Below are 19,930 nucleotides of genomic sequence, written 5' to 3'. Positions count from 1 at the left end.
TGGGACATGGCTGACGGTGGCTTCGAGGATATCCGGACGAACGTCAACGGTCACCCGATGGTGAACCTCCTGCGGTACGCGCTGCGGTACTGGCCGCGACTGCTCGTCGGCGTGACCGCCGCAGTCCTCACCCGCTTCGCCCGACTGGTTCCCGCGCTGGTCGTTGCGGCCGCAATCGACCGCGTGGTACTCGGCTCCGCCGACCCCGGACTCCTGACTGATGCCGGCTTGCTTCCCACGGGCGAAATCACGACAGAGGCCGCCAGACTTGCCCTCCTCGAACGACTGGTCATCATCGCGATTATCGCCTACCTCCTCCGCTCGGTCGGTCGCTTTGGCTCACGCTACCTCTTGCAGTCAGCCGCACAGAAAGTCCAGCGAGACCTTCGGAACGACACATACGACCATCTCCAGCATCTCTCGATGGATTTCTTTACCGAACACCAGACCGGCGGAATGCTCTCGATTCTCAACAGCGACATCAACCGCCTGGAGTCCTTTCTCAACACGGAGTTTCGCCAGTTCATCCGCGTCATTGCGACAGTGTCGGGAATCGCAATCATCCTCTGGTCGTACTCGCCAAAGCTCGCCGCTATCGCGTTGATTCCAGTCCCGATTATCGGGCTGGCGAGCGCGAAGTTTCTCACGTGGATCGAGCCGCGGTACAAGTCAATTCGGGAGACGGTTGCTCGGCTGAACGCCCGCCTCGAAAACAACATCGGCGGCATCGACGTGATCAAATCGTTCGACCGGTACGCCTTCGAGCACGACCGCGTCGCCGGCCGCAGCGAGGAGTACCACGACGAACAGGTCGGCGCACTCCGACTCCGGCGGGCCTTCTTCGCGGGACTGCGAGCGCTGACCGGCCTTGTCTTCGTCCTGCTGCTGTACGTGGGTGGCCGGGACATCATTCTCGGCAATCCAGGCGCGCTGTCTACTGGTGCCTTCGCGTTGTTTTTCTTGTATCTTCGGCGGCTGTACTCACCGATGCGCCGGATCGGTCGCTCGGCGAACAAGTACCAGCAGGCCAAATCCAGCGCCGAGCGAGTGTTCGGGTTGCTCGGCCAGGAGCCGACGATTACAGAACCCGCTGACCCACATCACCCCGATGAGATTGTGGGCCGCGTCGAGTTCGAGGACGTGACCTTCAGTTACGGCGACCGCGAACCGGTCGTCCGTGACGTGTCGCTGTCGATTGCGGCCGGCGAGACGGTTGGCTTCGCTGGCGAAACCGGGGCCGGCAAGTCGACACTCACCAAACTCGTCCCGCGGTTCTACGACGTGAACGAGGGCGCGGTTCGAGTCGACGATGTCGATGTTCGCGAGTACGCGCTGCAAGCGTTGCGAGATGATATCGCCATTGTCGGCCAATCTCCCTATCTCTTCTCGGGGACTGTCGCCGAGAACATCGCGTACGGTGACCGCGAAACGCTCGAAACGGTCCGTGACGGCTCCGTCCCCGACGCTGTGTTCGACGCCGCGAAGGTGGCTGCCGCCGACGAGTTTATCAGCGAGTTGCCCGATGGCTACGAAACCCAGATCGGCGAGCGTGGGGTCAAGCTCTCGGGTGGCCAGCGTCAGCGGCTGGCAATCGCCCGCGCCGTGCTCAACGACCCGGCGATTATCATTCTCGACGAGGCGACCAGCGACGTCGACACCGAGACAGAGGAACTAATTCAGGAGAGTCTCTCGCGACTGATCGAGGACCGGACGGCGCTGGTCGTTGCACACCGGCTCTCGACGATCAGCGACGCAGACCGAATTGTCGTGATGGATGACGGCGAAATCGAACAGCGTGGGAGCCACGATGAACTGCTGGCGAGCGGCGGCATCTACGCGGACCTGTGGGCGGCGCAGGTCGACGAGAAACCGGCAGTGGCCGACGACTAACCCCGCGCGAGGAGTTCGTCGAGCAGTTTCGACTGGGCGGCGTTGAGGTGTTCGGTGAACGTCGAGGGTTCGATATCGAGTTGCTCGGCCACCTCGCTGGCGTTCGACTCGCGTGGATACTCGAAGTAGCCCATCTCGTGAGCAGTATCGAGTACCTCCTGCTGGCGGTCGGTCAGTCGTCGCAGGTCGACCGGGACAAGTTTGGACTCGGCGGCACTGTCTCGGCTCTGAACGAGATACTCGACACGAACAGTCCCAAACTGGTCGGTAAGGTCGCCGAGCAGGTCACGGAGTCCGTCGACATCGCTGGCGTGAAGCGTCACGTGGAGGTTGCCGTCGACGGCGTGAGCGTCGGCAACCGGTCCCAGCGCGTGTTCGATATACTCACAGATACACGGGTCGTCGTAGTCGCGCTCGAACTCGTAGACCTGCTGGGTTCCGTAATCGAAGACCGCTTCGGCGTCTGTTTCGCTCGGCTCGCTTGCAGTTCTGAACTGTTCTGTGACTGTCCCGTCGGATTCACTCGCCCAGGAGATGTCCCGCAGTGAGTCGTCGGCGCCCGCCGAACTCGTCGCGACAGGGCACTGCGCGGGTTGCTCGAAGACGAACTCCGCACGAACACCAGACATGCCAATCCATAGGTGATGACCCACAAAATAACGGGAGAAGTGTTCTCACAGGCTGGGAATAAGAATGGGACGAGCCGAACATGAACGGTGTTGTTTCCGCCCGGTTGGAATGGGGTTGAGAGTCTTTGCGGGGTAGTGCAAATGAGAGAGTAATGCGGGGAATCGACACCAGCGAACGGCCGGTCGTATTCATCTGGGAACTCACCCAGGCGTGTGAACTGTCGTGTGAACACTGTCGGGCGGACGCACAGCCACATCGCCACCCGGACGAACTGACGACGAGCGAGGGGAAACAACTGCTCGATAATCTCACAGAGTTTGGCTCCGGACAGCTCGTCGTCCTCTCGGGCGGAGACCCGTGCAAGCGTGATGACCTCGTTGAATTAATCGAGTACGGAACCGACCTCGGCCTCTCGATGACGCTGACGCCGAGCGGGACTGACGCGCTCACCCGAGAGAAAATCGAGGCGCTGTCAGCGGCGGGGCTCAAGCGCTTGGCGCTGAGTATCGACGGTCCTGACCCCGAAAGCCACGACGACTTCCGTGGCGAAGACGGAAGCTTCGAGCAGACGATGCGGGCCGCCAAGGCAGCAAATGACGCTGGACTCCCGCTGCAGATCAACACCACCGTCTGCCAGCGGACAGTCGAGGGATTGCCGGCGCTACGAGAGCTCGTCGGTGACCTCGAGGCTGTGCTCTGGAGTGTGTTCTTTCTGGTGCCGCTCGGCCGAGGGCGAGTGCTCGACCCCATCTCGCCGGAGCGGTCCGACGAGGTGATGTCCTGGCTCGGCACCGTCAGCGAGGACGAGGACTTCGCCGTGAAGACGACTGAAGCCCCACAGTACCGGCGAGTACTGGCACAGGGAGCGACCGAGAACAACCGCCGTGGTGGCGTCATTGCTGGCGATGGCTTCGCGTTCGTGAGCCATACTGGGGAGCTGTATCCGTCGGGTTTTCTGCCCGAATCTGTCGGCAACGTGACCGAACAAAACCCCGTCGAACTGTATCGGGAGTCCGAGCTATTCGAGCGACTGCGTGACCGTGACGAACTCGAAGGGAAATGTGGGGCCTGCCCGTTCCGGTCAGTCTGTGGCGGGAGTCGCTCGCGGGCGTACGCCTACACTGGAAACCCGCTGGCGAGCGACCCGTTGTGTCCGTACGTGCCACCGGAGTACGACGGCCCGCTGCCGGCACAGGAGTTCGCCGATGGTCGCTAAGAGTCGTCTGAGTGACCACCGCGTTGTGACTGGTCGGTCGCGTCAGGCTGGGAGGGTGGAGACTGTCGCTGGCCCGAGTTAGCCGGGTCGTTGGGACGGCGACCGTTCGGCTGCGGAGCACCGCCGTTGGCGGCGGCGTGTGTCGGTTCTGGCTGTCCCTCTTCAACCGCCGGGACAGCAACGTTACCCAGCGCGTCGGCGATGACATCTGCCGGCTGAATCTCGCGGACGCTCGCGTCGGCGTTCAACACGAGGCGGTGGGCAAACACTGGGTGTGCCATCTCCTTGATATCGTCCGGGACGACGTAGTCTCTGCCGGCGACGGCGGCACGGGCGCGGGCGGCCTCGAACAATCGCTGGACGCCACGGGGAGAGATACCGACCTCGACGCGGTCGTCGAAGCGCGTCCACCGGCCCAGTTCGATAATGTAGTCCCGGAGGCGGGGGTCGACATCGACGTGTTCGGGCACCTGCTGGAGTTGTCGAACCTGTTCGGCGTCGAGCACCGCCTCGATGGAGGGCGTCCGTTCGCTCCGGTCCGCGCGGCGGTCGAGCAGCAGGCGTTCGCCGTCGGCCTCTGGATAGCCCAGTGAGCTCTTGATCATGAAGCGGTCACGCTGTGCCTCGGGCAAGCCGAAAGTCCCCTCCTGTTCGACCGGGTTCTGTGTGGCGATGACGAAGAAGGGGTCGGGCAGCGGGTACGTCTCGCCGTCGACGGTGACCTGCTTTTCGCCCATCGCTTCCAGCAGCGCAGCCTGTGTCTTCGGTGGAGCGCGGTTGATTTCGTCTGCAAGGACGACGTTTGCGAAGATTGGGCCCCGCGAGAACTCGAACTCGCCGCTGGCGTCGTTGTAGATATTCGAGCCAGTGATGTCAGCCGGAAGCAGGTCCGGCGTGAACTGGATGCGCTGAAATGAAAGTCCGAGTGCGGTGGCGAAACTCCGTGCTGTGAGTGTCTTTCCGGTCCCGGGAACGTCTTCGAGGAGGACGTGACCGCGGGCGAGGATTCCAGTCAGGGTGGTGCGGAGAAACTGCCGGTCGGCGATAACCGCCTCGCTGATTGCGCCGATAAGCTGCTCGGAGCGCTGGCCGGCCGTCTCGTGGTCCATACACACACGTCAACGGCACGCGAGCAAAAAGTCTCCTGCTTCGGGGAGAGTGGTGACCCGAATCGCAGCGTCGTTAAACAATGTAACTTCGAGTGCGAGTCCATCAAAACATTGTACGATGTTTTATTAGCACTGGCCTGCAAGCGCGGAGTAGCTATGACAGCACCAAACACAGAGCGGTTCAGTGTCGACGGAAAGACTGCACTAATCACCGGCGCGTCGAGCGGTATCGGCCGCTCGATTGCCGAGGAGTTCGCCGCTGGCGGCGCAGACGTTGTCATCTGTTCGCGCGAACAGGACAACGTCGACCCAGTCGCCGAAGAAATCAACGAGAGCGAGCGCCCGGGCGAGGCGCTGGCAGTCGAGTGTGACGTGACCGACCGCGAGGCCGTGGAAGCGCTTGTCGAGGCTACCGTCGAGGAGTTCGGCGGCGTCGACACGCTCGTCAACAACGCCGGCGCGAGTTTCATGGCTGGCTTCGACGACATCAGCGAGAACGGCTGGAAGACTATCGTCGATATCAACCTCCACGGGACGTATCACTGCACGCAGGCTGCCGCAGAGCACCTCGAAGAGAGCAACGGGACGGTCATCAACTTCGCAAGCGTTGCGGGCCAGAAGGGCGCGCCCTACATGAGCCACTACGCCGCTGCCAAGGCTGGCGTCATCAACTTCACCTCGACAGTTGCTCACGAGTACGCGAGCCGAGGTATTCGTGTCAACTGTATCGCCCCTGGCTTCGTCGCAACGCCCGGCGTCGAATCGCAGATGGGTGTCAGCGCCGACAACATCGACCGCTCCGAAGTGGACCGGCGAATCGGACTGAGCGAAGAGATTGCCGACATCACGCAGTTCCTCGCCAGCGAGGCCTCCTCGTACATCATCGGCGAGACGATTACCGCGAAAGGCGTGCCGGATATCATGGAAGAGACGCCCGAGGCCTGAGAAGGGCGGCGTCTCTGGCTCGGTGGTCCAGTGCCGAGCCCACAGTTCAAAACATATATTCAACCAGATGTGTGACAGTTGCGTGGGAAAGAACTGATGGTTGCTCTGCTGACTATCGTCGGCATTCTGGTCGCCGTGTTCGTCGGGTTCAACATCGGTGGGTCCTCGACAGGCGTGGCGTTCGGGCCGGCGGTCGGCTCGCGTCTCGTCCGGAAGACGACTGCCGGCGCACTGTTCGTCGGCTTTGGCTTTCTCGGTGCGTGGACCGTCGGTCGAAACGTGATCGCGACGATGAGTAGTGACATCGTCCCGGCGATACAGTTCACACCCGTCGCGAGTGTCGTCGTGCTGTTTTTTACGGGGGCCTCACTGCTCATCTCGAACCTTTACGGCGTGCCGGCCTCCACCTCGATGACTGCCGTCGGTGCGATTGTCGGGCTCGGGTTGGCCTCGGGGACGCTGAACCAGGCGCTAATGTTCGTCATCCTCTCGGCGTGGCTCGTCGCCCCGCTGACGTGTTTTCTCATCGGGGTCGTCGTCGGCCGCTACATCTACCCCTATCTCGACCGCTACGTCGCGTTCACCACCTTCAGCCTGCATCTCGTGCAACTCGACCGCTCCGGGACGGTTCCCCGCCCCTACCTGAACTCCAACGCTTCGCCGAAAGATGTCGTCGGCTCGCTCTCGGTGGTCGTCATCGGCTGTTACATGGCCTTCTCGGCGGGCGCGTCGAATGCCGCCAACGCCGTTGCCCCGCTCGTCGGAGCAGGTGGCTCGCTGACCGTCGACCAGGGCGTCCTGCTGGCGGTGTTTGCCTTCGGTCTGGGGAGTTTCACGATTGCCCGGCGCACATTGGAGACGGTCGGTGACGATATCACCAAACTCCCGATTCTTGCCTCGCTCATCGTCTCTATCGTCGGCGGAACGGTCATCACCATATTGTCGGTATTCGGGATTCCCGCGAGTCTCGCCGTCAGCACAACGTCGACGATTATCGGCCTCGGCTGGGGGCGAGCGAGCCGGGCCACCGCACTCGCAGAGCTGGCGACCCCGACGCCCGAACGACCGGAGTTCGAGATGGCAACAGGAGCGCTCGTGACTTCACGAGCAGAGGACGCCCCGACCGGGCCGACTATCGGCGATATCGCCAGAGAGGAGGAGGTTCCGGAGGTGCCCGACGAGGTACCGGAGGTGCCCGACGTGGGCGCAGAGGGACCTGCTGACCTCGACGAACGGAGTCTGTTCAACCCAGCGGCGGCGAAACGAATCGTCGCGATGTGGGTGTTGACGCCGACACTCGCCGTCGCTGCCTCGTATCCAGCGTTCGTCCTCATCCTGTGACAGCCCCGAAACCCCGATTAGGCAGGGCGTCCTACCCCTGGTATGCGCGAGGCCGAGCGAACGACTCGACAGCGGATTGCCGACCAACTGCGTGAGCAGCCCATGCAGGCCGGGACCATCGCCAACGAGTTCGATATTACGACGAAGGAAGCGCTCAGCCACGTCGAACACATCTCGAAGTCTCTCGCCGAGCGGTCCGAACAACTGCTCGTTGCACCGCCGGAGTGTCGCGAGTGCGGGTTCGATGAGTTTGACGACCTGATCAACCGCCCGAGTCGCTGTCCCGACTGTAAGAGCGAAAACGTCGAGGAGCCAATGTTTCGGGTCGGTTAGTTCCCAGAGAAGCCAATCCGACCGCGTGAGGAGAGATTGTGTTCGCCCGAGGGGCCGAGATTCTCGAACTCGTAGCGCTCGTCGGTGAGGTAGACGACACCATCCTCGACTGTAATATCGACTTCGTCGATTGTCGCTCCCTCACAGGGACCGTGGGTACAGTCGCCAGTTGTCGTCTCGAAGGTTGCGCCGTGTTTCGTACAGACGAGTTCCTCATCTCGGACTGTCGCCCCGCTGCCCGAATCGAGGCGGACATCCGTCCAGTGTGGACAGTAATTCTGCAGTGCAATCACGCCGTCAGCGAGTCGCAGGAGAATCGCTTCTTCCTTGTCGAAGCCATCGCGGACGGTAAAGAGCAGACTGCTATCGGCCGGCACATCCTCGACAGGGGCGATTCGGCTGTCCTCGTCCATCGTCGTGTTGTCGGGGAGCCGGACAAATGAACATACCGGTAGCAGGTGTGGGCAGTGGGCCACCCGAGGACACAACGCATTAGCGGATGCTCGCCGTGGAATGAGTATGGAGACGACACGGCATTTTGTCGCAACGGTCTACGTCGTCAACGACGGCGCGGTTGCCCTTCACGAACACGACAAACTCGAGATGTGGCTCCCCGCCGGCGGCCATCTCGACCGCGACGAACTCCCACACGAGGCCGCAAAACGGGAGACTCGAGAGGAGCTTGGCCTCGACGTCGAGTTACTTACGCCCGAGTCTGCGGAACTGTCCTCGGAAACGGCCAAATCGATTCCCAAGCCACAGCATTTCCTGCTGGAAGATATCAACGTCAGCAACGGCGAGGTCGGCCACCAGCACATCGATTTCATCTACTATGGTCGCGCCGAGAGCAAAGCAATCGAGCCAGGACCGGACGAAGCCCCCGCGGACGCGTGGGTGTGGTACACGCCCGAAGACCTCGCTGGAAACGAAACCCTCCCCGCAGACGTTCGCGAGGCTGGCCAGCGCGCCATCGCGGCCGTCGAAAAGTTGGGAGAAGCAGAAGATTCAAGCGACAGAGCGCGGAAAGAGAGACGATGAGCGACCCCGAGGACGACAGCACAGCCACACCCGACCAGGGTGAGCGTTCGACGGGTGCGGACCAGCCGGGCGGACGGCGTTCCGACAGTCAGACCGGAGCGAGGAGGGAGACGACAGAGACAGCGCGGTCACGACCGACGGCTGGCGGGAGCCGTGACCCGCCGCCGACACGGACCACCGGGCCACGGACTGAGCGGCCAAGCGACACGGTACTATTCATCCGAGATGTGGTGACGAGCGTCGGGGCTGTGGTGTTGATCGGGCTGTACATCTTCACGATCAGTGGCGTCTGGCCGCCAATGGTCGCTATCGAGAGCGGGAGTATGGAGCCCAATATGTCGAAAAACGACCTGATTTTCGTCATGGAGACTGACCGATTCCACCCCGACGCGGCCCACGACGACACTGGTGTCGTGACCGCGCAAGCCGGCGAAGCGGTCGACTACGAGCAATTCGGCGGGCCGGGAGATGTGATAATTTATAACCCACGAGGGAACACCCAGGTTACGCCCATCATCCACCGGGCAATGTTCTGGGTGGAGGAGGGCGAAAACTGGTGTGACAGGGCAAACGACGAGTACATCAGCGGGACCGAACAGTGCAGCGAGGCCCCACACGCCGGATTCATTACGAAAGGGGACAACAACCCGACCTACGACCAATCCGGCAGCGGTAACCTCACCCCGGTCAAGCCGGAGTGGGTCGTCGGAACGTCAGAGGTCCAGATTCCGGGGCTGGGCTGGCTTCGACTGCAGTTCTAGACCGCGACTTCGAGTCCCCGAACGAGAATCTGTACCCCGTTGAAGACGACATGGCCGGTAATCGGAACGAAGAGATTTTTGCTGCGGTGATAGGCAACGCCGAGGACAACTCCAAACGAAACGAACAGCCCGAAGGCGAGGACTGCGCCGCCGGAGCCCACGGAGATATTCGAGTGAATGGTGGCGAACAACAGGCTCGTCAGGAGGATTGCAGGAATCGGGTGAGTTCCGTCAGTGAGACGGTGCTGGATAAGCCCCCGGAAGAACAGTTCCTCCATCGGGACAGCAACGGCCGAAGAGACGACAAACAGGACAGCGTAGTAGGCCGGGTTGGTCGCCTGCCCGGCCGTCGATTCGGCTGGACTGATTCCGAGGAGTGTGAACAGTATCGTCGCCGTGACTGTGAGAATCATGAGCGAAAGCCCAACCGCAGCCCCGTAGAACGCTGTCCACGCGTCGTAGCTGGTCAGTCTGAAGTAGGCCCGGGGCTGCTCGCCGCGCGCGAGGACGAACAACACGGCCGGAAGACCGAAGCCGAGCAACTGGAGGGCGAATGTGTTCGCGAGAAGACGGGTAACTGTTGCGGGACCACCGAGCACACCGATAATAGCGAGTGCTTCGGCGACAGCGCGAGACAGGACCATCGCCAGCGCGAACAGGCCAAGCGCCACCGCGATGGCAACTGCTGCGTGGGCGAGTGGATGTGCAGGGAGACTCGAGCTGCTGGAAGTGCGGGGAGACTCGCCGTCGGACATCGTCGGAGATGGACAGGCGACTGCAAAAAAGCCTATCGACGTCCCGGACCGAACCGGGGGTGACAGTCGCCGTCAGCCACGGCGTCGAGCGTCACGCTGGTCAGGTCCCCTGCGTGTCGAACTGGTAGCGGTATGGTTGGCCCTGAATGACCTCGACCTCGCCAGTCTGGGCACGACGGCCCAGCACCGTTGCGACGCGGTGTGCGCTCTCGAACTCCTCGTCGTGGGCGTCGAGCAACTGCAGAATCTCTCTGGCCGTCAGCGGTTCGTCCGCGTCGGCCTCTTCGAGGACCGAGCGGATTCGCTCGAACTCGCTGCGGTGTATGCTCATACGTATGTCATAGTCATCCATACACATTAAACGGCGTCAGACACATGTTCAGATTCTAATAACTGAGAATCGCCGGACGCCAGCAGAGATTGCGTGTCAGTCGGTGTCAGACGACTGTCTGTCAGCGGCTGGAAATCTGTGATAAGACTTAACAATATCAACGGCGACCATCTAGTAGTGAGTATGATCGGCTGGGAACTATCGGCTGGGGACCGTGAGAGGACTGTTGCGTGAGTGCACTCCCTCTCGAGGCGGGTGAGCGGGCGTGAGTCGTGGCCGAACGCTGGCGGTCGTGGTGCTGAGTATTCTGCTGACAGTCACACTGTTCGGCGCAAGTCTGAGCGTCGGCGCCGAGCGGACGGCCCTGGACCAACAGTACGTCGTCACCCAGTTCGAGCAAGAGGGAGTGAGCGAGCAAATTGGGGCGCAGATTCGGGGTGACATCACAACCCAGATTGACCAGGCTGGCGAACAACGGCCCGTCCCAACCGGAATTACGGTGAATCTCGACGGCGGTCAGGTCGCGAATCAGTCAGTAACTGACGAGTACCTTGCCGACGAATTATCGCGTAACGTCGGTGCCATCATCGAATACCTTCGTGGGAATCGGGCTGACCTCGCGCTGACGACCAACCTCACGCCAGTCAAAGCAGAGGTTCGAGTCGCCCTAATCGACGGGATAGCGGTAGACACGCCACAGTTGGTCGGGTCGAACACCGACCGGGTGAACGCCGAGCGTGTCGCTGCGCTGGACGAGAGCGAGCAATCGTATCAGGACGCACAGATTGAACTCAGCGACCAAGAACGAGCCGAGATTGAAAAGGAAATCAATCAGAGCATCGGCCAACAACTCTCGAACGACTCCGAGGAGTTGGCCGCGGCGCTGCTGGATCATCAGCGGACGGTGCTCGATGGGTTGACCGGGGAACTGAGTTACGAGGAGTACGTCGACCAACTCGCGGCCGACGAGCGCGCGCTCAAAGTCGCTATCGCTGACGCTGCGCTCGCGGAAATTCCTGACGAGGAGTCGTTGGTTGACGGGACTGAGTCTGCAGAATCGAACATCGAACCGATTCGGTCGGGAGCCGAACGTATCGTTCTGTTCTCGTGGTTCCTGCCCCTCCTCGCAGTTGTCCTCGTCGCCGGACTGTATCTCGTAACCCGCTCACCCGAGAGGACGGCAACGGCAACGAGTATTGCACTCGCTATTGCTGGGCTGCTTGGCGCTGTCGGCGGGTACATTGTCGGCCCCACGGTGACGGCAGCTACAGAACCGAGCGGCGGCCAAGCAGACCCAATCGTTGCCGGATTGACCGCCGTCGTTGATGGATCGCTCGCCACAATTGGACGGCAGTCGGTGCTGCTCCTCGTCGCTGGCGTTGTGGTGTTCGTTGTGGTCGTCGCAGACAGACGTGGAGTCTTCGACGGACTGCGTACCCGACTAGGCCAAGAGACGAGAGGTCGCTGAAAGAACTCCAGTTGAAACGAGGGGGCTTTATTGTTCCGGGAAGCCCTACGACAGATAACACGATGGCTGGTGATACCCCCAGAGAGTCGGCCGGGCAGGCGGGAGGACAATCGCCCAAAAGTAGCGCTTCGGAGGGGCAGCCACCCAGCTCTGGGGCGCCGAGACAGTCATTCTCAAACGGCGCTCCGGGAGGTCAGCCGCCCACAACTGGCACGTCGGGACAGCAGGCCGGGGGTGGCGGCGAGTCCGCGACGCGACGCCAGCTCCTGAAAGCAGGTGTCGGCTTCACCGCGGTCGGAGCAGTCGGCTACGGCTATCTCAGGACTCGCAGCGACATCGTCGCGGCAACAGACGGGTCGCCCCTCGACGACGTTCCGGGCCGGTCAGAGTTTGTATTTCGCTGGACTGGCAGTGAACTGTTCACTGCCGAGGGGTTCCGAGCGGCCCTCGACGACGAACTGGCAGCACTGGCTATCTCCGACGCCACCAGCACAACGGAGTTACTGGACACTGTCGAGGCTGGAACCGGAATCGACCCACGAGCGTCGGGCGCGGTGGTGGCCTTCGGTCGACTGCCAAGAGCGAGCAGAAACTACGCCGGCCTGCTCTTCGAGTCCAGCGCTACCCCAGAAAACGTTCGGGCGGAGATTCAGCAACGAGGGGCACTCACCACAACCAGTACGTATCGAGAGCAGACGCTGTGGGGTCTCGGAAGCAGTCGTCTGGAGTGGTCGCTGCTGCTCGCTCACCTGAGTGGTGACCGGTACGGACTGGCCACCACGTCTGAACTCGAGGACGTGGTCGATGTTCGTAATGGAGAGCGGGCACGGCTTGGCGGCAGCGTCCGGACGGGACTCAACGAGGCTGGCGAAGGGATGATCCGCGGTGGGTTTGTCGTCCCGTCAGCCGCCTTCGAGGGTCTCGACCTTCCGGTCGTCGGACTCGCGGAAAACATCGAGTACGGGTCCGTGTCGCTCGGTGACGGAGTGCTGACGGTCAGGCTGGTCGCCCCGAGCGGCTCTGTCGCGACCGACCTCGAACAGACGCTCACTGCGCTGAGTGGACTCGACCGGCAGACGATTATCGACCAGATTGGCGAGCCGTCACCGCTGGTTGAGGTGATTCTCGCCGTTCTCGACGACCTCGAGACTGAGGTGGAAGGCTCGGTGGTTCGGGTCACTGTCGCCGACGGGTTCCGGGTCCCTGCGGTGCTGATTGGGTTTTTGCTCGACAGCGCCGTGAATTGATGAGAAGTGGCGTTAATCCTGCCAGTGCTCGGGCACCTGGACAGTGTACTTGCCGTCTTCCTGCAGTGCGATGATATACTCCTCGCGGTCGAACAACTCCATCAGATTGAGTTCGTACTGGCCGGGTTCGAGCACCTTGATCGACTCGAACTGTTGGTTGAGTTCGGCCCGCAGTTCCGACAGGTCCGGTCGGTCGGTGTGCTCGGGTTCTGGCTCTTCGGGCTCCTCGGTCTGTGGAGCAGGGGTGGTGCTGTCCCAGCCGGACTGTTCGGGTGCAGGTGGGAGTTCGTCCGGCGAGATGACCTCGCTCCGGGCGCTTGCTTGTGCGTCGTTTTCCGAGTCAGCCGTCTTCATCGCCGCTGCCTCGGGTTCAGCGAGGGTGTCGCGGCTCGGGCTCGCCGTTTCTGTTGTGGACGCAGGGCTCCCGGTTCCCCGGTCGTTCGGTTCGGGAGTTGACCTCGAAGCAGGGTGACTCTCGGGAGTCGACGTCGAGGGAGGTTGGCTGGCCGGCGTCTCGTCTGTCGGTGATGGCTCGGCTGGCGTCGGTGTCGACTCGGTTCCCGGTGTCTGTGGTTTCTCTGTCGAGCCACGAGTCGGCGGCTCGTCGTGGCTGGAGCCGCCAACGAAATCCCGGACCGCCGTGGCAGCGCTGCCGACTGTTCGGGCGACTGAGGATGTCGAGTCCTCGACCGTCGCCGGTTCCTCCGGCGAGGGGTCGCCGCTGGTCTGTCCATCCGGGAGAAACTGGAATTTCGTCCCGCCGCAGTTTGGACAGCCCGAGAGCATCTCCTTGGAGCCGTCGTCGAACTGCCGGGCGCAGTCTGTACACTGGTGTGGCATTGGCCTATTTCCGTGAAACGAGTGTCTGGATGATCGTTTCGTCCTTGTGGAGTGTCTCGATCTGGTTCGCCGGTCCGATGACAGTGAGCTTGTTCGTCGATTCCCGACCCATCAGGCGGTCGAGGAAACTCGCGTCAGCCGTCTCCGAACGCGGGTATGTCTCAATTTCAATGCCGTTGAACTCGTCCGGGCTGATTTCGGTCATCGTCACCTCGATGAGTTTGGACTCCTCCTCGGGGGAGAGCCCCTCTTCGAGGATGACGATGTTTCCATCACGGACGCCATCGAGGATCAGCCGAATCTTCTCCATACTGGCGAGTCCGGCCATCCGGGTGGCACTGATAAGGTCTATCTGAACGCCGTCGGGTTGTGGTGTCGTCGACATGGTATCACCCAAAGTACTCTGCAATCTTGTCGTACACTTCGTCCATGTTGTCACCCTCAAGTGCCGACAGCGGAATTGTTTCGTGCTGTGGGAAGGCGTTGCGGATCCGCTGGACGCTCGAATCTTCCAGGTCGATTTTGTTTGCGAGAATCAACACCGGAAGGTCCTGACTCTCGATGATGCCGATAAGCATCGTGTTGACCTGTGTGAACGGGTCAGTCGACGAGTCCAGCACGTAGATGACACCGTCGACGTCTTCGCGAAGCCAGTGCATGGCTTCGGCGACCCCTTCGGTTGCTTCTCGGGAGCGCCGAACGGCGTCGTCTTTCTCCATGTCGTGTTCGAGGAACTCGGTGTAATCGACCTTCGTCGCGACACCTGGTGTGTCAACCACGTCGATATTGACGGTCTTGCCGTCACGCTCGATCTCGACATTTTCTTTTCGTCGCGCCCGACGGGTCTCGTGGGGCACGTGGCTTTCCGGACCGACAGCGTCGCCGTGTTCGGTCCAGTCGCGTGCGATACGGTTAGCAAGCGTTGTTTTCCCAGCGTTCGGCGGGCCGTAGATGCCAATTCGCTTGGGCTCCTCGTCGGAGAACAACGTTGTGATACTTGATCTGAGGCTTTGTAGCAGTCCCATCCTTTCCTCCAGACCCCACGGCGGGGCTTGCCTGAATAAGTCCACGCAACTTACTTAAGAGTATGTCAGACATACATCAAACTGGCATCACGAATATGTGGAAACCGAGGGATAGCGGTCAGGTGGGCTGAGCGTGTGAATCACTACCGAGAGAGCAGCAAACGTGACTCCCAGAGAGAAGTCTGGAGATGAGTGCTATCGCAACAGAGCAATAAGAGAGGTCCCAAGGCCCCAAGCCCCCCACCCCTTCGTTTCAGGTGGAACGGCCCGTGAACCCGTCCCCAGACAACGAGTGATGGGAGAAAAGTGACGAGAAAAAACGGAAGAATCGACAGACAACGCTAGTTTCTCGCTCTAGTCTAGCTGTGTCTTCTAGTTTTACTAGAATAATAAGAGGTCTAGACTACTGCCTGTTATTTTTCCCCACTACGGGTCTGGTTCATGTGTATAGTATATAAAACTTTCCTAGCCTAGTCTGTTCGGTGTCTCGACCCCCCACCCCCTCTTTACGTCGTTCCACTCGAAACGAAGGGGTGGGGGGGTTCCACGGGTGCCGCCACTTCTTTCCACAGTCTCGGCGCAGTCGACAATATCTCACTCAAACTGAACGAACCCCAGGGTCAACTCCACGAGAAATACGAACGATCGAAATCTTTAATATAGTCTCAACCGGGGTTTCTTGTGGTTCATCTGGACGCGGCGGAACCTCCGAGACTGCCTATTTCGCCCGATACCGGGAGTGGGAGTCTTGTTCTCCGTTTGCGTCCCGGGGTTTCCACCCGAAACGAAGGGGTGCGCTGGACAAGATATGACAGACACGAACGACAGTTCGCAGGATGCGGACCAAGTTGACTCTGAAGACGCTCAGGACCTCGAAAACGACACCGAGGACACTCCTCACTCGACAGTGGGTGAGCTCTCTTCGGATGCTGACTCCGAGGACCCAGAGTCACCGGACCCGGAAACGCGGATCGACGAGATGCTTCGCGAGGAACCCGACGACGAGGAGGGCCCGTCCCGGGGACTGTTCGACGACCTGCTCTCCGGCGAACCGATTTTCGAGAAGAAAGAAGTCCTTCGACCGTCCTACACACCTCGTAAGCTCCCTCACCGCGAGGACCAGATCAACAACATGGCGACGATTCTGGTCTCCGCACTCCGTGGGGACACCCCGTCGAATATTCTCATCTACGGAAAGACTGGCACAGGCAAGACTGCGAGTGCGAAGTTCGTCAGCGAGGAACTCGAATCCACCTCGAAAAAGTACGAAGTGCCCTGTGAGGTCGAGTACATCAACTGCGAAGTCACCGACACACAGTATCGTGTCCTCGCGCAGTTGGCAAACAAGTTCATCGACAAGAATCGCGACCGGATTGACGCGACTATCGAAGACCACGAATCACTCCTCGAGCGTGCGCGCGAGGAGTCGACTGACCTGGCGGACACCGACTTCGAGTCAGTCGAGGCCATCGAAGCAGAAATCGAGGACCTCGAGGAAGAACGCGATTCGTTCAGTGAAGTCCCGATGACTGGCTGGCCGACCGACCGCGTCTACAACTCGTTTTTCGACGCAGTGGATTACCGCGAGCGCGTCGTGGTCATCATGCTCGACGAGATCGACAAACTCGTCGAGAAATCTGGCGACGACACGCTGTACAATCTCTCGCGAATGAACTCCGAGCTCGAACGCTCCCGAGTCTCGATTATGGGGATCTCGAACGACCTGAAGTTCACCGACTTCCTCGACCCGCGGGTCAACTCCTCGCTGGGCGAGGAAGAAATCGTCTTCCCGCCGTACGACGCCAACCAGCTCCGGGATATCCTCGAGGCCCGGGCAGAAATCGCGTTCAAAGACGGAGCGCTAACTGACGAAGTAATTCCGCTGTGTGCTGCCTTCGCCGCTCAGGAACACGGCGACGCTCGCCGGGCGCTGGACTTGCTCCGGACGGCGGGTGAACTCGCCGAACGTGACGACACCAACGACGTCGAGGAAGACCACGTCCGAGAGGCACAGGAGAAAATCGAAATCGACCGCGTTGTCGAGGTTGTCCGGACCCTCCCACAGCAGTCGAAACTCGTCCTGTTCGCGATTATTCTCCTCGAAAAACAGGGTGTTCACAACATCAACACCGGCGAAGTGTACAACATCTACAAACGGCTCTGTGAGGAACTGGACGCTGACGTGTTGACACAGCGGCGAGTCACCGACCTCATCAGCGAACTCGATATGCTCGGTATCGTCAACGCTGTCGTCGTCTCGAAGGGCCGCTACGGTCGGACGAAAGAAATCAGCCTTTCGGTTCCACTCGAAGAGACGGAAGCAGTGTTACTCTCAGACTCTCGACTCGGTGACATCGAGGACGTGCAGCCGTTTGTTCAGGCTCGGTTCGACAACTGACTCACTCTGTTGACCCCTCTGTTTCCCCTGGAACTACGCTCTGGCGTCGACAACTTCGTAACTAAGATTCTGCTCCCGAAGACTGTCGGTGTGTTTCGATAGCGTGTCCGCCGCGGCGAGCAATAGCACGTCGAGTCCTTTCGCTGCCGCCTCCTGGACAGCACCCGGACTCCCGAAACGAACGTCTGGCTCTAGCCCCGTTCGCTCGGTGAGTGCGACTGCCTCGGCACCAGCGACAGCGACCAGGTCGTGGTCGTCGGCCAACGCTGTCACGCGCTCGCCGTCGACGGCACCGCTCCCGCCGTTCTGGACCTGCGGAATCGAGACAATCGCGACTGTTCCGAGTTCGTAATCGACGACGCCTTGCACGTTGGTGATCCCGACATCCTCGCCGGCGTCGCCGTCAGTCACAGCGACTGCGGTTGCTCCCCCAGTATCCCCGGCCATCGCTCGAAGCACCCCATCTTGCATCGTCAGCGAGACAGTCTCGCCTTCAGTAACTTCAGTCGACGCGATTGCTGTCTCGGTTTCGACTTGCCCGATAACGTCCTCGGAGACGTGGTCGACAAAGTTTCGGAGGCCGTCAGTCTGGGAGATGAGCCAGTCGACACCCTCCTTGGTCACTTCGTAGCGTCCGCGCCCGTGTTTGTTGACGTACTTCTGTTCGACGAGGTCCTGCAGGTAATCGCTGACCGCCTGTGCGGTGAGACCGATAGCGTCGGCAATCTCCTGTTGATTGACCGCTGGCTGTCGCTCCGCAATCTCGACGAGAATCTGATATTTCGTCGCGTTTCGTTTGCTCCGGAGCACCCCAAACTTCTCCGGGTCCGTCTGTTTCGCCATTGTGGTCTTTCGGGCCTGCGAACACAAGTAAGTTTTTACTATTTTTCCTGAAATGCCCAATACGACTGTCTCTGTTGACGAACTTCAATTGTGTTTACTCTAAGAAAAACTTAGTTGTCTTGGGTTCCATACGAATTGTTCGCGTTATCACACAGCCCAACTCTCACACGACGGGCTGGCTGAGCGACATCTCGGATCTGCTCTATAACACCCCCCTCCAAGCGAAAACCGCGACTTTTGAATCCCCCCGCGTCGAAGGGGTGGCAATGACACTCGTAGCGTTCGATTTCGACGGGACTCTCTCGAACTCGGAGATGACGGTCTTGCTCGGTGACCAGTGCGGAGTGGCCGACCAGATGGACGAGATCACTGAGCAGGCGATGAACAACGAGATCGAGTACGCCGAGAGCCTCCGCCAGCGCTGTGCGTTGCTCGAGGGACTTCCCGAAGTCGACGCACAGGCGGCCTTCGACCAAGTTGTGCTCCGGCCCGAGACAGAGGAAGTTGTTGAGGCCCTCGATTCGGCGGGCGTCTACACGGCCATTCTGACGGGTGGTTTCGAGCGCGGTGTCGAATCTGCACTCGAAACAGCGGGGGTCGACGTCGAGACACTAATCGCAAACCGGCTCCCGATAGAAGACGGGACACTCACGGGCGAAGTCGAAGGACCACTCATCGAGGGGACGAAAGACGACGCGCTGGATATCCTGACGACTGTCGTCGACGAACCGATGGACGAGACGATTGCTGTCGGCGACGGTGCAAACGACCTCCCGATGCTCGAAGCTGCGGGCTTCGCTGTCGGCTTCTCGCCGAAACCGGCGGTCGAACCTGCTTGTGACGTGGTTGTCGAGTCGATGCCCGAACTCCTCGATGTGCTCGAAGAGCGCGGCGTCTGCTGAGCGTGGACTACGTTTACGTCCTCGAATGTGCCGACGGCTCGCTGTACACTGGGTACACGACCGATGTCGGTCGCCGCGTCGATGAGCACAATGCTGGTGACGGCGCAAAGTACACTGCCGGTCGCCGCCCGGTAACGCTGCGGTACGTGGAGTATCACCCCTCACGGAGTGCAGCCCAGAGCCGCGAACACGAGATTAAATCGCTCTCGCGGACCGAGAAAGAACAGTTACTTCCAGCGGACGTGGACCGGGTCGGTGTTGCAGTGAGTCCCGTTGTGGGGTAACTCCTGACCCGAGTGGTCTCACCAGATGAACCCAACGACGTCGAGCAGTCCGTACGCGATTCCGACCAGTAACCCGACAAAAACCGTGTTACCCACGAGGGTTGCAGCGAGAAATTTCTCCCGCGGGTACGTACTCAGTCCGGCCGGAACGGCAGTCACGCCCCGAACCCCCGGCACCATGGTCAGGAAACAGATTGCGGGTGCGCCGTAGTGAGCGAACAGGTCTTCCACGAAGGTGAGTCGTTGCTGTCCGATCTGCCGTTCCGCTCGCTCGGGCAACTCCCGTAGAATTGGGAACCGCTCGCGCAGCCCGAAGTAATCCGGCGACTGGTCGTTAAAACTCCAGTAGAGTGTCCACTGACCGAGTGTCCAGGCAACGACGCAGGCGAGACTCACCCCGACCAGGAGCACTCGACTTGGGAGTGCAATGGCGACGTATGCGACAAAGATTGCTGGTGGCTGAACCAGCTTTCCGACGAGCAATCCTTCAAGATAAAACAGGATGACAAGCAGCGGTCCACCGACAGTGAGCACGGTCTCGAGTACCGGACCTGCGAGCACTGTCGAAATCATC

At 60.7% G+C, this 19,930-nt stretch carries 22 protein-coding genes; 12 read left to right on the top strand and 10 right to left on the bottom strand.

What is annotated here, in order from left to right:
* Positions 1-6: 6 nt before the first annotated feature.
* A complete protein-coding gene (locus ACMGFM_RS13450; protein ID WP_436903161.1) occupies positions 7-1,890 on the top strand; it encodes an ABC transporter ATP-binding protein in 1,884 nt (627 codons plus the stop codon).
* Here ACMGFM_RS13450 and ACMGFM_RS13445 read toward each other — a convergent pair.
* The gene (locus ACMGFM_RS13445; RefSeq protein ID WP_436903160.1) at positions 1,887-2,519 is read right to left on the bottom strand and encodes a helix-turn-helix domain-containing protein; all 633 of its coding nucleotides are present in this window, start codon (positions 2,517-2,519) and stop codon (positions 1,887-1,889) included. The genes ACMGFM_RS13450 and ACMGFM_RS13445 overlap by 4 nt on opposite strands.
* Positions 2,520-2,671: 152 nt before the next feature.
* On the opposite strand from ACMGFM_RS13445, the gene ACMGFM_RS13440 reads away from it, so the two are divergent.
* Positions 2,672-3,736, top strand: coding sequence for a radical SAM protein (locus ACMGFM_RS13440; protein WP_436903159.1), 1,065 nt, complete (start codon positions 2,672-2,674; stop codon positions 3,734-3,736).
* On the opposite strand, the gene ACMGFM_RS13435 is transcribed toward ACMGFM_RS13440, so the two are convergent.
* The gene (locus ACMGFM_RS13435) at positions 3,733-4,845 is read right to left on the bottom strand and encodes an AAA family ATPase (RefSeq protein WP_436903158.1); all 1,113 of its coding nucleotides are present in this window, start codon (positions 4,843-4,845) and stop codon (positions 3,733-3,735) included. The genes ACMGFM_RS13440 and ACMGFM_RS13435 overlap by 4 nt on opposite strands.
* A gap of 156 nt (positions 4,846-5,001) precedes the next feature.
* Here ACMGFM_RS13435 and ACMGFM_RS13430 point away from each other — a divergent pair, with 156 nt between their 5' ends.
* From ACMGFM_RS13430 to ACMGFM_RS13420, 3 genes are all read left to right on the top strand, one after another.
* Entirely contained in the window at positions 5,002-5,790 is a 789-nt protein-coding gene (locus ACMGFM_RS13430) for an SDR family NAD(P)-dependent oxidoreductase (RefSeq protein WP_436903157.1), read from the top strand.
* Between the two features lie 96 nt (positions 5,791-5,886).
* Entirely contained in the window at positions 5,887-7,131 is a 1,245-nt protein-coding gene (locus ACMGFM_RS13425) for an inorganic phosphate transporter (protein ID WP_436903156.1), read from the top strand.
* 42 nt (positions 7,132-7,173) lie between these two features.
* A complete protein-coding gene (locus tag ACMGFM_RS13420; protein ID WP_436903155.1) occupies positions 7,174-7,464 on the top strand; it encodes a transcriptional regulator in 291 nt (96 codons plus the stop codon).
* On the opposite strand, the gene ACMGFM_RS13415 is transcribed toward ACMGFM_RS13420, so the two are convergent.
* The gene (locus ACMGFM_RS13415) at positions 7,461-7,877 is read right to left on the bottom strand and encodes a Rieske (2Fe-2S) protein (protein ID WP_436903154.1); all 417 of its coding nucleotides are present in this window, start codon (positions 7,875-7,877) and stop codon (positions 7,461-7,463) included. The genes ACMGFM_RS13420 and ACMGFM_RS13415 overlap by 4 nt on opposite strands.
* Before the next feature lie 106 nt (positions 7,878-7,983).
* On the opposite strand from ACMGFM_RS13415, the gene ACMGFM_RS13410 reads away from it, so the two are divergent.
* Both ACMGFM_RS13410 and ACMGFM_RS13405 read left to right on the top strand, forming a co-directional pair.
* Positions 7,984-8,502, top strand: a complete 519-nt coding sequence (locus tag ACMGFM_RS13410; RefSeq protein ID WP_436903153.1) for an NUDIX hydrolase — start codon at positions 7,984-7,986, stop codon at positions 8,500-8,502.
* Positions 8,499-9,263, top strand: coding sequence for a S24/S26 family peptidase (locus ACMGFM_RS13405; protein WP_436903152.1), 765 nt, complete (start codon positions 8,499-8,501; stop codon positions 9,261-9,263). The genes ACMGFM_RS13410 and ACMGFM_RS13405 overlap by 4 nt, the downstream gene beginning before the upstream one ends.
* On the opposite strand, the gene ACMGFM_RS13400 is transcribed toward ACMGFM_RS13405, so the two are convergent.
* Positions 9,260-10,018: a CPBP family intramembrane glutamic endopeptidase gene (locus ACMGFM_RS13400; RefSeq protein ID WP_436903151.1), complete on the bottom strand. Its 759-nt coding sequence runs from the start codon at positions 10,016-10,018 to the stop codon at positions 9,260-9,262. The two genes, ACMGFM_RS13405 and ACMGFM_RS13400, sit on opposite strands and share 4 nt — an antisense overlap.
* 100 nt (positions 10,019-10,118) lie before the next feature.
* Entirely contained in the window at positions 10,119-10,349 is a 231-nt protein-coding gene (locus ACMGFM_RS13395; RefSeq protein WP_299272414.1) for a hypothetical protein, read from the bottom strand.
* Between the two features lie 265 nt (positions 10,350-10,614).
* On the opposite strand from ACMGFM_RS13395, the gene ACMGFM_RS13390 reads away from it, so the two are divergent.
* Entirely contained in the window at positions 10,615-11,817 is a 1,203-nt protein-coding gene (locus ACMGFM_RS13390) for a hypothetical protein (RefSeq protein WP_436903150.1), read from the top strand.
* A gap of 62 nt (positions 11,818-11,879) precedes the next feature.
* Positions 11,880-13,064, top strand: coding sequence for a hypothetical protein (locus ACMGFM_RS13385; RefSeq protein WP_436903149.1), 1,185 nt, complete (start codon positions 11,880-11,882; stop codon positions 13,062-13,064).
* Positions 13,065-13,076: 12 nt separating this feature from the next.
* On the opposite strand, the gene ACMGFM_RS13380 is transcribed toward ACMGFM_RS13385, so the two are convergent.
* The 3 genes from ACMGFM_RS13380 to ACMGFM_RS13370 are packed head-to-tail and all read right to left on the bottom strand — an operon-like array spanning position 13,077 to position 14,929.
* Positions 13,077-13,904: an OapC/ArvC family zinc-ribbon domain-containing protein gene (locus tag ACMGFM_RS13380; protein ID WP_436903148.1), complete on the bottom strand. Its 828-nt coding sequence runs from the start codon at positions 13,902-13,904 to the stop codon at positions 13,077-13,079.
* Between the two features lie 4 nt (positions 13,905-13,908).
* The gene (locus ACMGFM_RS13375; RefSeq protein ID WP_299277826.1) at positions 13,909-14,289 is read right to left on the bottom strand and encodes a DUF2073 domain-containing protein; all 381 of its coding nucleotides are present in this window, start codon (positions 14,287-14,289) and stop codon (positions 13,909-13,911) included.
* Between the two features lie 4 nt (positions 14,290-14,293).
* Positions 14,294-14,929 carry an Era-like GTP-binding protein gene (locus ACMGFM_RS13370; RefSeq protein WP_436903147.1) on the bottom strand — a complete coding sequence of 212 codons (636 nt, stop codon included), beginning with the start codon at positions 14,927-14,929 and terminating at the stop codon, positions 14,294-14,296.
* 808 nt (positions 14,930-15,737) lie between these two features.
* On the opposite strand from ACMGFM_RS13370, the gene ACMGFM_RS13365 reads away from it, so the two are divergent.
* Complete coding sequence (locus tag ACMGFM_RS13365) at positions 15,738-17,327, top strand: Cdc6/Cdc18 family protein (protein WP_436903146.1); 1,590 nt, start codon at positions 15,738-15,740, stop codon at positions 17,325-17,327.
* Positions 17,328-17,360: 33 nt separating this feature from the next.
* Here the strand turns inward: ACMGFM_RS13365 and ACMGFM_RS13360 are convergent, their stop codons facing one another.
* Entirely contained in the window at positions 17,361-18,170 is an 810-nt protein-coding gene (locus ACMGFM_RS13360; RefSeq protein WP_436903145.1) for a DUF7839 domain-containing protein, read from the bottom strand.
* A gap of 266 nt (positions 18,171-18,436) precedes the next feature.
* Here ACMGFM_RS13360 and serB point away from each other — a divergent pair, with 266 nt between their 5' ends.
* Both serB and ACMGFM_RS13350 read left to right on the top strand, forming a co-directional pair.
* Complete coding sequence (gene serB, locus ACMGFM_RS13355; RefSeq protein WP_436903144.1) at positions 18,437-19,072, top strand: phosphoserine phosphatase SerB; 636 nt, start codon at positions 18,437-18,439, stop codon at positions 19,070-19,072.
* Complete coding sequence (locus ACMGFM_RS13350) at positions 19,069-19,356, top strand: GIY-YIG nuclease family protein (RefSeq protein WP_436903334.1); 288 nt, start codon at positions 19,069-19,071, stop codon at positions 19,354-19,356. The genes serB and ACMGFM_RS13350 overlap by 4 nt, the downstream gene beginning before the upstream one ends.
* A gap of 18 nt (positions 19,357-19,374) precedes the next feature.
* Here ACMGFM_RS13350 and ACMGFM_RS13345 read toward each other — a convergent pair whose 3' ends face one another.
* Positions 19,375-19,929, bottom strand: a complete 555-nt coding sequence (locus ACMGFM_RS13345; RefSeq protein ID WP_436903143.1) for a DedA family protein — start codon at positions 19,927-19,929, stop codon at positions 19,375-19,377.
* Between the last annotated feature and the right edge of the window lies 1 nt (position 19,930).

Origin of the sequence: Halovenus halobia, assembly GCF_051414135.1 — an archaeon.
Classification (GTDB): domain Archaea; phylum Halobacteriota; class Halobacteria; order Halobacteriales; family Haloarculaceae; genus Halovenus; species Halovenus halobia.
Note: the sequence above shows the minus strand (reverse complement) of the source record. Positions and strands in the feature narration are given on the sequence as shown.

Coding starts and splice junctions, on each gene's coding strand:
- ACMGFM_RS13450 (WP_436903161.1), top strand. CDS start 7: ATGGCTGACGGTGGCTTCGAGGATATCCGGACGAACGTCAACGGTCAC.
- ACMGFM_RS13445 (WP_436903160.1), bottom strand. CDS start 2,519: ATGTCTGGTGTTCGTGCGGAGTTCGTCTTCGAGCAACCCGCGCAGTGC.
- ACMGFM_RS13440 (WP_436903159.1), top strand. CDS start 2,672: ATGCGGGGAATCGACACCAGCGAACGGCCGGTCGTATTCATCTGGGAA.
- ACMGFM_RS13435 (WP_436903158.1), bottom strand. CDS start 4,845: ATGGACCACGAGACGGCCGGCCAGCGCTCCGAGCAGCTTATCGGCGCA.
- ACMGFM_RS13430 (WP_436903157.1), top strand. CDS start 5,002: ATGACAGCACCAAACACAGAGCGGTTCAGTGTCGACGGAAAGACTGCA.
- ACMGFM_RS13425 (WP_436903156.1), top strand. CDS start 5,887: ATGGTTGCTCTGCTGACTATCGTCGGCATTCTGGTCGCCGTGTTCGTC.
- ACMGFM_RS13420 (WP_436903155.1), top strand. CDS start 7,174: ATGCGCGAGGCCGAGCGAACGACTCGACAGCGGATTGCCGACCAACTG.
- ACMGFM_RS13415 (WP_436903154.1), bottom strand. CDS start 7,877: ATGGACGAGGACAGCCGAATCGCCCCTGTCGAGGATGTGCCGGCCGAT.
- ACMGFM_RS13410 (WP_436903153.1), top strand. CDS start 7,984: ATGGAGACGACACGGCATTTTGTCGCAACGGTCTACGTCGTCAACGAC.
- ACMGFM_RS13405 (WP_436903152.1), top strand. CDS start 8,499: ATGAGCGACCCCGAGGACGACAGCACAGCCACACCCGACCAGGGTGAG.
- ACMGFM_RS13400 (WP_436903151.1), bottom strand. CDS start 10,018: ATGTCCGACGGCGAGTCTCCCCGCACTTCCAGCAGCTCGAGTCTCCCT.
- ACMGFM_RS13395 (WP_299272414.1), bottom strand. CDS start 10,349: ATGAGCATACACCGCAGCGAGTTCGAGCGAATCCGCTCGGTCCTCGAA.
- ACMGFM_RS13385 (WP_436903149.1), top strand. CDS start 11,880: ATGGCTGGTGATACCCCCAGAGAGTCGGCCGGGCAGGCGGGAGGACAA.
- ACMGFM_RS13380 (WP_436903148.1), bottom strand. CDS start 13,904: ATGCCACACCAGTGTACAGACTGCGCCCGGCAGTTCGACGACGGCTCC.
- ACMGFM_RS13375 (WP_299277826.1), bottom strand. CDS start 14,289: ATGTCGACGACACCACAACCCGACGGCGTTCAGATAGACCTTATCAGT.
- ACMGFM_RS13370 (WP_436903147.1), bottom strand. CDS start 14,929: ATGGGACTGCTACAAAGCCTCAGATCAAGTATCACAACGTTGTTCTCC.
- ACMGFM_RS13365 (WP_436903146.1), top strand. CDS start 15,738: ATGACAGACACGAACGACAGTTCGCAGGATGCGGACCAAGTTGACTCT.
- ACMGFM_RS13360 (WP_436903145.1), bottom strand. CDS start 18,170: ATGGCGAAACAGACGGACCCGGAGAAGTTTGGGGTGCTCCGGAGCAAA.
- serB (WP_436903144.1), top strand. CDS start 18,437: ATGACACTCGTAGCGTTCGATTTCGACGGGACTCTCTCGAACTCGGAG.
- ACMGFM_RS13345 (WP_436903143.1), bottom strand. CDS start 19,929: ATGATTTCGACAGTGCTCGCAGGTCCGGTACTCGAGACCGTGCTCACT.